This window comes from Corallococcus sp. CA049B (assembly GCF_003611685.1).
Lineage (GTDB): Bacteria > Myxococcota > Myxococcia > Myxococcales > Myxococcaceae > Corallococcus > Corallococcus coralloides.
Genome location: NZ_RAWC01000082.1, coordinates 1 through 13,284, shown reverse-complemented (window position 1 = coordinate 13,284; position 13,284 = coordinate 1). Strand labels below are relative to the sequence as shown.

The 13,284-nt window shown below is 69.0% G+C and carries 11 protein-coding genes; all 11 read right to left on the bottom strand.

Translation table 11 applies throughout. The features are described from left to right. Positions 1 to 3: 3 nt before the first annotated feature. Positions 4 to 471, bottom strand: coding sequence for a type II secretion system protein GspG (locus D7W82_RS19420; RefSeq protein ID WP_120619788.1), 468 nt, complete (start codon positions 469 to 471; stop codon positions 4 to 6). 57 nt (positions 472 to 528) lie between these two features. Then, positions 529 to 948: a type II secretion system major pseudopilin GspG gene (gspG, locus tag D7W82_RS19415; protein ID WP_014398369.1), complete on the bottom strand. Its 420-nt coding sequence runs from the start codon at positions 946 to 948 to the stop codon at positions 529 to 531. 74 nt (positions 949 to 1,022) lie between these two features. Continuing rightward, positions 1,023 to 1,163 (bottom strand): hypothetical protein, encoded by a 141-nt coding sequence (locus D7W82_RS41000; RefSeq protein ID WP_164933318.1) that lies wholly within the window; start codon positions 1,161 to 1,163, stop codon positions 1,023 to 1,025. 17 nt (positions 1,164 to 1,180) lie between these two features. Then, on the bottom strand, positions 1,181 to 2,437 hold the full coding sequence (gene gspF, locus D7W82_RS19410) for a type II secretion system inner membrane protein GspF (protein ID WP_120525673.1): 1,257 nt from the start codon (positions 2,435 to 2,437) through the stop codon (positions 1,181 to 1,183). A 6-nt stretch (positions 2,438 to 2,443) separates the two neighbouring features. After that, positions 2,444 to 4,270, bottom strand: a complete 1,827-nt coding sequence (gspE, locus tag D7W82_RS19405) for a type II secretion system ATPase GspE (RefSeq protein ID WP_120619769.1) — start codon at positions 4,268 to 4,270, stop codon at positions 2,444 to 2,446. A gap of 5 nt (positions 4,271 to 4,275) precedes the next feature. Beyond that, positions 4,276 to 6,873: a type II secretion system secretin GspD gene (gene gspD / locus D7W82_RS19400; RefSeq protein WP_120619768.1), complete on the bottom strand. Its 2,598-nt coding sequence runs from the start codon at positions 6,871 to 6,873 to the stop codon at positions 4,276 to 4,278. Positions 6,874 to 6,901: 28 nt separating this feature from the next. Then, entirely contained in the window at positions 6,902 to 7,816 is a 915-nt protein-coding gene (gspC, locus tag D7W82_RS19395; RefSeq protein WP_171425370.1) for a type II secretion system protein GspC, read from the bottom strand. Then, entirely contained in the window at positions 7,816 to 9,303 is a 1,488-nt protein-coding gene (locus D7W82_RS19390) for a sigma-54 dependent transcriptional regulator (RefSeq protein ID WP_233587798.1), read from the bottom strand. Before D7W82_RS19390 ends, gspC begins: the two co-directional genes overlap by 1 nt. A 61-nt stretch (positions 9,304 to 9,364) precedes the next feature. Next, positions 9,365 to 10,375, bottom strand: a complete 1,011-nt coding sequence (locus D7W82_RS19385) for a ParB/RepB/Spo0J family partition protein (protein ID WP_120619766.1) — start codon at positions 10,373 to 10,375, stop codon at positions 9,365 to 9,367. Positions 10,376 to 10,438: 63 nt separating this feature from the next. Continuing rightward, positions 10,439 to 11,785, bottom strand: coding sequence for a TldD/PmbA family protein (locus tag D7W82_RS19380; RefSeq protein WP_120619765.1), 1,347 nt, complete (start codon positions 11,783 to 11,785; stop codon positions 10,439 to 10,441). Positions 11,786 to 11,793: 8 nt separating this feature from the next. After that, the gene (locus D7W82_RS19375; protein WP_120619787.1) at positions 11,794 to 13,275 is read right to left on the bottom strand and encodes a TldD/PmbA family protein; all 1,482 of its coding nucleotides are present in this window, start codon (positions 13,273 to 13,275) and stop codon (positions 11,794 to 11,796) included. Between the last annotated feature and the right edge of the window lie 9 nt (positions 13,276 to 13,284).

Below are 13,284 nucleotides of genomic sequence, written 5' to 3'. Positions count from 1 at the left end.
GCTTCAAGGCTGCACCTCCTGTGCCACGATGCCGCCGCTGAAGAGGTCCGCGGCGTCGCCGGTGCCGCCGGGCTTGCCGTCGGAGCCCAGCGACAGCACGGCGCCCGACTTGCCCTCCATGCGGTAGACGTACGGGTGGCCCCACGGGTCGAGCGGCGTGCCGTCCAGCACCTTGGAGGCGATGAGCGGCGCGAAGCCCTCCGCCTGCGTGGGGAAGGAGCCCATCAGCCGGTGGTAGGCCTTGAAGAAGCCCTCCAGGCGGCGGATCTGCTCGCGCGCCTGGCGCTGGGTGGGCGTGAGGGTGTTGTCCTCGGTGACCCACACCAGCGCGAACGCGAGCAGGGTGGCGACAACGAAGACGCCCAGGAGCAGCAGGCGGCCCGTGCGCTGCGAGCGGGCGCGGGCCTGCTCGCTGGAAACGGCTCGCGCCTCGCGCGCGGACGTCGGGGAGGAAGTGTGCTCGGGAGTCATCACGGGCATTCCTACGACAACACGCGGGAGGCGCGGCTTTGCTTCAGGAAACGCCCGTTACTGCCGGGCGTTCTGGTCCTTGGAGGAGATGTCGGCGTCGGAGCCCTCGCCGCCCGGGTTGCCGTCGGCGCCGTAGCTGGTGATGACCGGCTTGCCGCCCTCGTTCATGTACACGTACTCGCGGCCCCAGGGGTCCAGCGGCATGCGCTCCAGGTTGTTGGTGTCCACCAGCGCCTTGAGGCCCGTCGCGGTGTCCGGGTAGGAGCCCTTCTTCGTGTAGTAGAGCTTCATCGCGCTCTGGATGTTGCGGATGTCCAGCTTCGCGGTGTCCTGCTTGGCCTCTTCCAGCTTCGGGATGACGGCCACGCCCACCGCCGCCGCGATGAGCCCGAGGATGGTGATGACCACCATGATCTCGATGAGGGTCATGCCGCGGTTCTTGCGGCGCTGCTGCTTCTTCGCGTTCGTCGTCGTCATGTCGTCCTCACCTTCGGGTGACTTTCTGGCAAGCCACCGCGCAATGGGTGTGTCGGGATGTCAGAGGCGTTGATTCAGGGCGTGCCCGCGCTGGGGGCGGCGGGCGGGTCGCGGTGGGCGTAGAGGGTGGCCCCCACCGTCGCCAGCGTGGCGGCCAGGGCCAGGAGCCCCGTCAGCGTGGCGCGCTGGATCCACCGGTCGAGCGTGTCGTTCATCGCGAGGCTCCCTCCACCTAATGGATGGCCGTGTTCACCTGCAGAATCGGCATCAGGATGGAGAGGGCGACGAATGCAATCATCACGCCCATCACCACGATGAGCATGGGCTCCAGGAGGCTGGTGAGCGCGCCGATGCGCACGTTCACCTGCGTCTCATAGGAGTCCGCCACCGACAGGAGCATGTCCTCCAGCTGCCCTGATTTCTCACCGATGGCGACCATGTGGTACACGAGCGGCGGGAACTGGCCGGAGCGCTTGAGGGGCGTGGCGATGCTCTCGCCCTCGCGGATGGACTCGCGGGCGTTCTCCACCGCGTCCGCCAGCACCGAGTTCGTCATCACCGCCTTGACGATGTCCAGCGCGGCCAGCATGGGCACGCCGCTCTTGAGCAGCGTGGACAGCGTGCGCGCGAAGCGGGAGATGGCCAGCAGGCGCACGAGGCTGCCGAAGATGGGCGCCTTGAGCGTGAAGCGGTCCCACTTGGGCTTGCCCTTGGGGCTCTTCGTCCAGCGCATGAAGAAGATGAAGCCCGCCACCATGGAAGGAATCACCAGGAACCACCACGCCTGCATGAAGTTGGACGCGGCGATGAGGATGCGCGTGTTCAAAGGCAGGGTGGCCTTCATCGTCTCGAAGATCTTCGTGACCTTCGGGACGACGAACACCATCAGCAGCACGAGGATGCCGCCGCCCACCAGCATCATGATGGCGGGGTAGAGCATGGTGCCGATGATCTTCTGCTGCAGCTTGGCCTGGTTCTCCGTGAAGTCCGCCAGGCGCAGCAGCACGGTGTCCAGCGCGCCGGAGGCCTCACCCGCGCGCACCATGTTGATGTAGATGCTGGGGAAGATCTTCGGGTGCTGGCTGAACGCGTCCGCCAGGGAGGACCCTTCGTTCACGCGCTGCTTGATGTCGGAGAGGGCGCGCTTGAGGCGCTCCTTCTCCGCCTGGTCCACCAGCGCGTTGAGCGAGTCCACGATGGTGACGCCCGCGCCCAGCAGGGTCGCGAGCTGGCGGGTGAGGATGGCGACGTCCTCGGTGCTGACCCGGCCGCCGGCCAGCTTGCGCAGGTCCACGTCGCGCGCCACGAGCGAGGCGTTGGCGCCCTTGGACACGCCCGCGCGGCTTCCCTCCGCCTGCCCGAGCACGTCGGTCAGGAAGATGCCGTCGGCGCGCAGCTTGGAGCGCAGCGTCTTGGGCGAGTCCGCCTCCAGCAAGCCCTTCTTCTGCTTGCCGTGGGAATCGAGGCCTCTGTATTCGAAGACGGGCATGGCGGACTAGATGTCCTCCTGCGTGATGCTCAGCACTTCGGCGATGGTCGTCTCGCCCAGGGCGATCTTCCGCACGCCGTCGTCCAGCAGCGTCGTCATGCCCTTGGCCAGGGCGGACTTCTTGATGGTGGACGCGTCCACGTTCTTGAGCACCAGCTGGCGCACGTCGTCGTCCACGAAGAGGAACTCGTAGATGCCGGAGCGGCCGCGGTAGCCGTTGCGGTTGCAGGACGGGCAACCCGTCGCGCGGTAGATGCGGTCCGTGTTGAACTTCGCCTTGAAGCTGGCGAGCGTGAAGCCCAGCTCCTTGAGCTCCGCGTCCGTGGGCGTGTAGGCCTGCCGGCAGTCCGGGCACACCCGGCGCACGAGGCGCTGGGCGAGGATGCCGGTGAGCGACGACGCCACGAGGAAGGGCTGCACGCCCATGTCCACGAGTCGCGTCACGGCGCCGGCCGCGTCGTTGGTGTGCACCGTGGAGAGCACCAGGTGGCCCGTGAGGGACGCCTGGATGGCGATCTCCGCCGTCTCCTTGTCGCGGATCTCACCGACCATGATGACGTCGGGGTCCTGGCGGAGGAAGGAGCGCAGGCCCTGCGCGAACGTGAGGCCAATCTTCGGGGCGATGGCCATCTGGCCAATGCCCTTGAGCTGGTACTCGACCGGGTCCTCGACGGTGAGGATGTTGAGGTCCGACGTGTTGATCTTCGAGAGCGCGCCGTAGAGCGTGGTCGTCTTGCCGGAGCCCGTGGGGCCCGTCACCAGGACGATGCCGTGCGAGCGCTTGATGACGGACTCCATGTTGCCCAGCACCTGCGGGCTCATGCCGATCTCCGCCAGGTCCAAGAGCGTCGCCGTCTTGTCGAGCAGACGCATGACGATGCGCTCGCCGAAGGACGTGGGCGTGGTGGACAGACGGATGTCGATGTCGCGGCCCGCGAGCTTGATGCGGATGCGGCCGTCCTGCGGCAGGCGCTTCTCAGCGATGTTGAGCTGCCCCATCACCTTCACGCGCGCGATGATGGAGTTCTGGTAGCGCTTGGGCGGCTTGATGACCTCCTGGAGCACACCGTCGATGCGGAAGCGCACCAGGAGCTCGCGCTCCATGGGCTCGATGTGGATATCGCTCGCGCGCTCCTTGGCGGCGCGGAAGAGCACGGAGTTCACCAGCCGGATGACGGGCGCTTCATCGTCCGCGTCCAGCAGGTCCTTGGGCTCCTCCAGCTCATGGGCCAGCGAGTCCAGGTCCTCCGTGGTCTCCATCTCGTCCACGAGCGCTTCGGCTTCGTTGACGGAGCGGTCGTACACGCTGTTGATGGCGTCCACGATGGTGGACGCGAGCGCGATGCGCGGCTGGATGCCCTGACCCAGCAGCAGGCGCGCGTGATCCAGCGCGGTGGTGTCCAGCGGATCCGCCACCGCGAGCACCACCTCGTCGCCCTCCAGGGAGAGCGGCAGCAGCTGCGTCTGGCGGGCGAAGTTGATGGGGATGCGCTTGACCAGGTCCGCGTCCACCTCCTCGGAGAAGATGCGCTGGAGGTAGGGCAGGTCCAGCTGGTGGCCCAGGGCGCGAGCGACGTCCTCTTCGCTGACCGCCTTCATGCCCACCAGGACCTCACCCAGCCGCCCGCCCTTCTCCTGCTGGGTGGCGAGCGCCTCCTGAATCTTCTCCGGGGTGAGGCCGGGGACGAGCGCGCGGAGGATCTCCCCGAGCGGACGGCCACAGAGGTACGCGAGCCCGTGGCCCACGACCTGGGTGGCGTCGTTGCGGCCGCCGGACACGTCGGGCGTCGCGGCGGAGCCTTGAGAGGTGGTGGTGTCGGCGGTCAGGTCCATGGCTGTTACTCCCCGTCTCCCGGCTGGATGCGCAGCCGCTCGGTGTCCGCGTCCGGGCTGGGCGCGATCACCTCGGGCTGCGGCGCGGGGACTGATCTCTCCGAACCCTCCGGAGGCGCCTCTAAATTTCGCGGCGCCTGGTCACCCTCGGGGGAGGGCGCGGTGCCTTCCTGCGGAGCGGGCGCTTCCCCGCCCGGCCGCGCGGGGGACGGGGAGGGGGCGCCGCCAGGAGCCGGGGAGCCGTTCGGGCGGATGACGCGCTCGTTGGGCGTGCCACTGCCGCCGTTCTCCACCCGCTGCTCTTCCTTGATGACGGACTGGTTCATGCGCGACAGGGGGCCGGGCTTGCGGCTGAAGTCCACCGCGACGTCGTAGCCGGGGACCTGGCCGTAGAACTGCTCCACGAACTGCTGCCGCTCCTTCATCTTGCGCTCGAAGATGCGACGGAAGTCCTCCTGGCCGCGGATGATGTAGGGCGTGAGGAAGAGCAGCAGGTTCGTCTTCGTCTTGCGGCGCGTGGTGTCGCGGAACAGGTGGCCCAGGAGCGGGATGTCACCCAGCACCGGCACCTTGGAGACGGACTCCAGCGTGCGGTCCTGCATGATGCCGCCAATCACCACCGTCTCCATGTCCTTGGCGATGACCGTCGTCTTCGCGCTGCGCTTCGACGTGGTGGGGCCCAGGACGGGGTCCGTGGAGGCGATCTCTTCCGTCTGCTCGGTGATGACCAGGCGGATGTAGTCGCTCTCGTTGATCTGCGGCTTGACGGTGAGCTTGAGCTCCACGTTCTGGCGGGTGATGGGCGCGTACAGCGACCCCAGGCCGCCCAGCGAGCCCAGCAGCGACGGATTGACGCCGCCAGCGCCAGCGCCAGCGCCGCCGAGCGACGCGCCCAGCGCGGACGGGGTGAAGCCGGACTGGAAGGGCACGTTCTGGCCCACCGTGATTTCAGCCTCCTCGTTGTCGCTGGTGAGCAGGTGCGGCGTGGACAGCACGTTCACGTCGGACGACTGCTGCATGGCGTTGAGCACCACGCCGAACGCCGGGATGTCGATGCCCAGGTTCTTGAGCTCCGGCAGGACGGGGCCCTGGATGCCGGCGAGGAAGCCGCCCATGCTGGCCAGGTTCGCCAGCGAGAAGGACGGCGGGATGGAGCCGCCGGAGTAGTTGGTGCCCAGGATGCCGGGGATGGCGCCGTCATCCGTCTTGAGGCTGAAGCCCTGGTGGAAGTTGATGCCGAACTCGCTGTTGCGGTCCAGGTTCACTTCCATGATCACCGCCTCCACGAACACCTGGCGGCGCGGCTGATCCAGCTGCTGGATGATTTGAACGATGTTCTTGTAGTCGCCCTGGCTGGCGACGATGACCAGCGAGTTGGTGCCCTTGTCCGCGGAGATCTTCACCTCGCCGCTGAACAGCTCCGCGGCCTGGGCGGGCGCGCGCGGCAGGCCCTGCGGCTGGGCCGGGATGGGGCCGCGCTGGGGGCGGTTGGCGGTGCCCTGCGCGAGCGACTGGAGCGTGCTGGCCAGCTCCTCCGAGTTGGCGTTCTCCAGCGGGTAGACGTTGATCTTGTTGCCGCTGCCGGACGGGATGTCGATCTCCCGCACCAGGTCCTCGATGCGGCCGAAGGCGGCGGGGCTGGCCACGACGATGAGCTTGTTGGTGCGCTCGTCCGGGATGATCTGCGACAGCGTGACGGCGCCGCCCGACTCCGTGCCGGCCACGCCCTCCGCGCCCGGAGGAGGCTGGCCGGGCTGGCCCTGCGTGAAGTTGCCGGGGCGCTGGCCCGTGCGGCCGCCCGCGCCGGCCTTGGCTTCGAAGAGCTTCTGGATGGTGCTGGCCACGTCCTGCGCGGTGGCGTACTGCACCTGGATGATGCGCATCTCGTCGCTGGAGGAGCGGCTGTCCAGCTGCTTGATGAGGCGCTCCAGGCGGTGGATGTTGGAGCCCACGTCGTTGACGATGATGGTGTCCGGCGGGTACGGGATGGTGTCGCCGTCCTTGGACACGAGCTGCTGGAGGACGCCGCGCAGCGGCTCCACCTCCACGTACTTGATCTTGAACAGCTTGGTGACCATCTGCTCGTTCGTCGTGTACGGGGTGTCCTCGTCCACGATGGTCGGGATGGGGTTCTGCTTCGCCGAGCGCTTGTCGACGATCTTCAGGAAGCGGCCGTACGGGTAGACGGCGAGCCCGTTCGCGTCGAGCGCGGCGAGGAACGCGGAGTAGAACTGGTCCGCGTCCACCTCCACGCGGCCGTTCTCCGGCCCGATGATGGAGATCTTCCCGCGCACGTTCTCCGGGAGGATGAAGGTGCGGCACGTGGCGTCCGACACGGTCTGGACGAGCTTCTCGATGTCCACCTTGTCGAAGTAGATGCCGTAGCGCGCGTTGCGCCGGGCCTGCTCGCACGTGGGCGTCTGGCGCGGGCCCTGGTTCTCGGCGGGCGCGGCGCTGCCGTTCTGCGGGGTGATGGTCCGGTCACGTTCACCCGCGGGAGCGGGGGCAGGGGTGCCGGGCTGTGTAGGACGGCGCTGGGCCCACGCGGGAACGGAGAGCGCGAGGCACAGGCAGAGCATCCAGGACGGGAGCGTCGTCTTCATGGAGGAGCGGGCGCTTTGACGGGGGTGTTTAACGGACGTTGTAGGATTTGCGGATCGGCGCGCCGTTGCGCTCGATCTCGATCTCGATACGGGAGGAGTCCTTCAGCTTCGAGTAGATCTCCAGCGCCTTCTCGGGGCTGTTCATGTCGAAGCCGTTGATGCGGCGGATGACGTCACCGTTCTGGACGCCGATCTTCGAATAGATGCTGTCCGGGCGGATGGAGAACAGCTTGAAGCCCACCGCCTGGCCGTCCTTGAAGGCCGGCACGATGCGCGCCTGCATCGCCACGTCGTTGAGGTTGCTCAACGTCTTGTCGATTTCGGCCTTGGGGACTTCGTACTCGTTCTCACCCGTGGACTTGATGCCGTTGCCCAGGCTGTTGGTCGGCGTGGCGGTGGGCGCCACGGGGGGCGGGGTGTACGCGGCGACGGCGCCGTCACCGGGCTGCCCGTCGATGAACTCGCGGCGGCCGTTGTTGTTGATGATCACGCGCTCGCGTTCGATCTCCATGACGGTGGCGCCCATCAGGTTGTTGCCGATCATGTAGGTCTGCGAACGCTGCGTGTTCATGTCCTGGATGGACGCGAAGGACCAGTCTGGGTTGGCCGCGACGAGCGTGCCCAGGAGCTTCACGCGAAGGCTGCTCTTGGCCGGCGGGGCGTTGGCGTCGAACTCCGGCGACGTGGGCGGCTCCCTCACCGCGACCTCTTCCGCGGGGAGCTTCACGCCGGTGAGCCGCGACAGGCGCTCCGCGTCGATGGTGGCGAGGCCGCTGTCCGCGGCGTGGGTGCGCTGCGCGACCCGGGCGGGAGCCTCGGACGCGGGCGCGGGGGAGATGGAGGATTCGACGAACAGGTTCACCGTGCGCGCCGCCAGCAGGGCGACGAGCAGGATGAACAACAGGTTCACGCTCCAGAAGTACTTGCGAAAGAAGAGTTCCATCACGCTTCCGGGAGAAAGCCAGCCCCAGATGGGACCTTGAGCAAGGCAGGTGCCATCGCTGGGCGGGCGTCAAACCCAGGACTTACGGCCAAGTCCTTGAAATTATTTCGGAATAGGACGGGGCCCCGGCCGCCCTGCTCGCGCTCGAGCTTGCGGTAGATGGTGCGCGCGGCGATGCCCAGCAGGCGGGCGGCGAGCGTCTTGTCCCCGCGGGTGTGGCGCAGGGTCTCGTGGATGACGCGCCTTTCAATCTCCTCCATGGGCGTCCCGATGGGGATGACCAGCTGTCCGGCGGAGCCCAGGGGCCCCTTGCGCACGGACTCCGGCAGGTCGCTGGCCTCCAGCACGTCCGTGCGGGCCAGCACCACGGCGCGCTCCACGGCGTGCTCCAGCTCCCGCACGTTGCCCGGCCACGCGTAGTTCTCCAGCACGCCCAGGGCGTCCGGGGAGAAGCCGCGCAGCACCTTGCCGTTCTTCGCGGAGAAGCGGCGCAGGAAGGCCTCCGCCAGGAGCGGGATGTCCTCGCGGCGCGAGGCCAGCGCGGGCACGCGGAGCTCCACCACGTGCAGGCGGTAGTAGAGGTCCTCGCGGAAGCGCCCTTCGGCGACCTCCTTCTGCAGGTCCTTGTTGGTGGCGGCGACCAGCCGCACGTCCACCTTCACCGTCTGCGTGCCGCCCAGCCGCTCCAGCTCTCCCTCCTGGAGCACGCGCAGGAGCTTCACCTGCGCGGAGAGGGGCATCTCGCCCACCTCGTCCAGGAAGAGGGTGCCGCCGTTGGCCCGCTCGAAGCGGCCCTCGCGGCGGGTGACGGCGCCGGTGTACGCGCCGCGCTCCACGCCGAAGAGCTCCGCCTCCAGGATGCTCTCCGGGATGGCGCCGCAGTTGACGGCGATGAAGGGCTGCTTCGCCCGGGCGGAGTGCTCGTGCAGCGCCCGCGCGGCCAGCTCCTTGCCGGTGCCGGATTCGCCCAGCAGTAGCACCGTGGCGGTGGAGGGCGCCGCCTGGCGGATGGTGTCCAGCATGGCGCGGAAGGCGGGGGACTGGCCCACCATGGCGCGCCCGCCCGCGGGGTTGATCTCCGCGAGCTTCGCCTTGAGGGAGGTGTTCTCCTGGACGAGCGCCTGCTTCTCCAGCGCCTTCTGCACGGCCTTCACCAGGGCGTGGCGCTTGAGGGGCTTGGTGATGAAGTCGTAGGCGCCGTCCTTCATGGCGGCCACGGCCGTCTCCACCGTGCCGTAGGCGGTCATCAGCACCACCTCCACGTCCGGGCGGATGGCGCGGCTGGCCTTGAGCAGCTCCTGGCCGTCCATGCCGGGCATCATCAGGTCGGTGACCATGACGCTGACTTCCGGGCGCCGGAGCAGCTCCAGCGCCTCCGTGCCCTGCGCGGCGGACAACGTGGCGAAGCCTTCCCGCTGGAAGATGCGGGCGACCGAATCGAGGTTGGCGCGGTCGTCGTCGACGACCAGGACCGTGGGAGATGTCATGGGAGTGCGGGCCTCTCTCAACACGGCCCTGCAATCCCCATTCCCTTCAGGCCTGGACTTCTCAGGCCTGCTCCTCGTCCGGCTCCAGGGGCCCGCCGCCCATGCGGCCAATGTCCTCGCGGCGCACCTTGTCCACGTTGAAGCGCAGGGCGCTGGCCAGCATGCGGCTGACGGTGGAATCGAAGGTGGGAGGCGGGCCGTCCTTGCGGAAGCGCAGGAAGTTGAGCCGGGCGACGACGAAGTTCTTGAGGTAGGGGCTCTGGAGGCCGCGCTCCTTGAGGGCGTTGACGACGGCGACCACGGCGTCGTCCAGTTCCAGCAGCAGCTCCGCCTGGGCGTCGCGCACGGCCAGGGCCTGGGGCAAGGGCACGTCCTGGAAGCCGTCCACCACCTTGACGAAGGGGTGATAGGCGCCCGCGGAGAAGCGGGGGCGCTTCTCGTAGGCGGCGCCCAGGGTGAGGAAGGAGGGCTCCTCGAAGAGGTGGGCGAAGGCGGACTCCTTGCCCGGGCGTTTCGCTCCGACCAGGCCCCGCGCCATGCGGATGACCTCCAGCGAGCGCTCCTTCAGGTTGTGGGCCTTCTCCGTGTTGAGGGCGAGGATTTGATAGGCCACGTCCTCGTCCGGCAGGAGCAGCGCGACGATGGACTTCGCGCCCAGGAGCTTGCTGGCGTTGAGGCGGTGGTTGCCGTTGGGCGTCCAGTAGCGGCCCTCCACGCGCACGGCGATGACGGGGTCCAGGAAGCGGTCCAGGCGCTCCATGGCGGTGGCGAGCCGCTTCACGTGGGGCTCGGACAGGTCGCGCTGGTAGGGCGTGGGCTCCACCTTGTCGATGGGGAGCACGGCGAAAACGACGGGGTGTCCGCCCAGCGGGTCGCGGTAGACGGACAGCACCTCGCCGCCGTCCTCGCGCACCGCCTGGAGGAGGGCGTCGGGGAAGGCCACGGCCTCGCTCGCGACCTCGGCCGCGCTCAGCCCCCGCGACTTCGGTTCGGCCTTCTTGCGGCGCGGCTTGCGCGGCGTGGCCGACTTCGACTTCGCGGGGGCGGACTTGCGGGCGGACTTCGCGGCCATGCGGACATCACCTCGTGCCGGTGGAAATGAGGTCCGCGAGCGTAGGCGACCGCGTGGCGCGGGCTACGCGCCGGAGACGGTGAGCTGTCGGAAGCGGACAGTGGGCGCGCCCACGCTGCCGCCCCGGAACTGGAGGTCGCTGCCCACCGCGTCCACGTCCTTCAACATCTGGAGCAGGTGGCCCGCGACCGTGACCTCCTGCACCGGGTGGGTCAGCTCACCGTTCTCAATCCAAAGGCCGTTGGCCCCGCAGGACATGTCCCCGGACACCGGATCCGCGCCGTGGCCCAGGAGGGCGGTGACGTAGAGGCCCTGGGGCACTTCGCGGATCAGCTCCTCCGGCGTCTTCGTGCCCTTCTCCAGGTAGAGGTTGGTGGTGCCAATGCCCGGCAGCGCGCTGTAGCCGCGCGACGCGTTGCCCGTGGTGCGCGCCTTCGCCTTGCGCGCGGTGAAGGCGTCGTAGAGGAAGCCGGACAGCACGCCCTCATCGAGGATGGGCGTGCGGCGCGTGGGGACGCCCTCGCCATCGAACGGCGCGGTGGCGAGGCCCCGGGGCAGGAGGCCGTCATCCACCAGCGTGACGTGCTTTCCCGCGAGCCGCTTGCCCAGGTGGGGCGCGAGCACGCTGGACTGCTGGTACACGGCGTTGCCGTTGGCGGCCTGGGACAGGTTGCCCACGAAGCTCGCGGCCACCAGCGGGTCGAACACCACCGGCACCTGCTGCGTCTTCACCGGCTTCGCGCCCAGCATGCGCACGGCGCGCTTCGTGGCCTCGCGGCCGATGGACTCCGGCGACTCCAGGTCGTCCAGGAAGCGCTTGTAGTCCAGCCAGTAGCCCGTCTGGAGCTGCCCGTCCTGCGACGCCACCGGCACCGCGACCAGGTACACGTACGTGCCGGAGTAGCCGCCGGACGCGCCCTCGCTGGACGCGAGGTACACCTCCGCCACGAAGTCGCCCGCGGACACGGAGTCGAAGGTGACGACGCGCGTGTCCTGCGCCCGGCCCGCGCGCTCCGCCTCCAGGGCCGCGTTGATCTTCCAGTCCCCGGGCAGGTTCGCGACCTTGGGGTCGAAGAGGAGGCCGGTGTCTCCGCGCTTGCCCAGGTCCTTCGCGCCGGGCAGGCCGTTGAGCTTGTTGGGCGCGGCGGCCTCCGCCAACTGCACGGCCAGGTCCACCACGCGCTCCAGGCCCGCGGGCGTGAAGTCGGACGTGTACGCGAAGCCCAGCCGGTCCTTCACGATGACCCGGATGCCCAGGCCCTTGCTGGTGGCCTCCGTGAGGTCCTCAATCTGCCCTTCGCGGACGCGCACGCTGCTCTGGCGGCCCACCTCCAGGTAGGCCTCCGCCTGCTTCGCGCCCTTCTTCACGGCGCGCTGGACCACTTTCTTCGCGAGCTGTTCGTAGTTCACGGTTGTCCTCAGCCGACCTTCGTTCCGCCCACGGTGACGTTGTCGATGCGCACGGTGGGCAGGCCCACCCCCACGGGCAGCATCTGCCCGTCCTTCACGCAGATGCCCATGCCGGGGTCCGGCATGGGGTCGCAGCCCACGCGGCTGATGTTCTTCAGCGCCTCCGGCCCCACGCCAATCAGGATGGCGTTCTTCACCGGGCGGCCCAGCCTGCCGTCTTCAATCTGGTAGGCCTCGCTGACCTCGAAGACGAAGTTGCCGTTGCTGATGTCCACCTGGCCTCCGCCGAAGGTGGCGCAGTACAGCCCGCGCTTCACCTCCTTGAGGATGTCCTCCGGCGCGTGGTCGCCGGGCGCCAGGAAGGTGTTCGTCATGCGCGGCAGGGGCAGGCTCTTGAACGACTCCCGCCTCCCTGAGCCCGTGGAGCGCTGGTTCATCAGCTTCGCGTTGAGCTGATCATAGAGGTAGCCCTTGAGGACGCCGTTCTCGATGAGGACCTTGCGCTCGCCGGGCACGCCCTCGTCGTCGATGTTGATGGAGCCGCGCGCGCTGGACACCGTGCCGTCGTCGATGACCGTCACCAGCTCCGAGGCCACCTTCTCCCCCAGCTTGCCCGCGAACAGCGACGTGCCCTTGCGGATGAAGTCCGCCTCCAGGCCGTGGCCCACCGCCTCATGCAGCAGGATGCCGCTCCAGCCCGGCGCCAGCACCACCGTCTGCGGGCCGGCCACGCAGTCCACCGCGCCCAGCGTGGCGATGGCCTGGCGCGCGGCCTCCTCCGCCACGGACTCCGGCGTGACGCCGTCCCAGTAGCTGAAGGACACCCGGCCGCCGCTGCCGTACATGCCGGTGCGCCGCTCGCCGTTCTTCCCCAGCGCCACCACGTGCACGCTCATGCGGGACTGGTCCTGCGTGTCCTCGCTGAAGCGGCCGGTGGTGTTGGCCACGGCGATGCGCTTGGTCTGATCCACGTAGGACGCGTTCACCTGCTGGATGCGCGAGTCGAAGGCGCGGGCGGCCTTATCCGCGCGGGTGAGCAGCGCCGTCTTGCGCGCCACCGCCACGTCCTCCAGCGGCTGACCGACCCGGTAATGGCTGGGCACCGGCACGCGCTTGACGGGGAAGGCGCGCTCGGAGCCTCCGCCCTGGGCAATCATCGCGGCGGTGCGCGCGGCGCGCACGAGCGCGGCCTCGTCCCAGTCGTCGGAGTAGGCGTAGCCCACCTTGGCCCCGGCGATGACCCGCACGCCCACGCCCTGCACCAGGCCCACCTGCGCGCTGCGGATGCGCTGCTCCTCCAGCACCACGGCGGTGGTGGACGTGCGCTCCACGTACACCTCCGCGAAGTCCGCGCCCCGGCCCATGGCTTCCGCCAGCAGACGTTCCAAGAGACCGGGGGGCAGGAGCGGGGAGGCGGCCGCCTGCCTCGCGGCCGGGGGGGCGAGCTGGGCGGGACGGGCGCGCCGGGAGGACGCGAGGGCTCGGGGCATGGAGGGGCT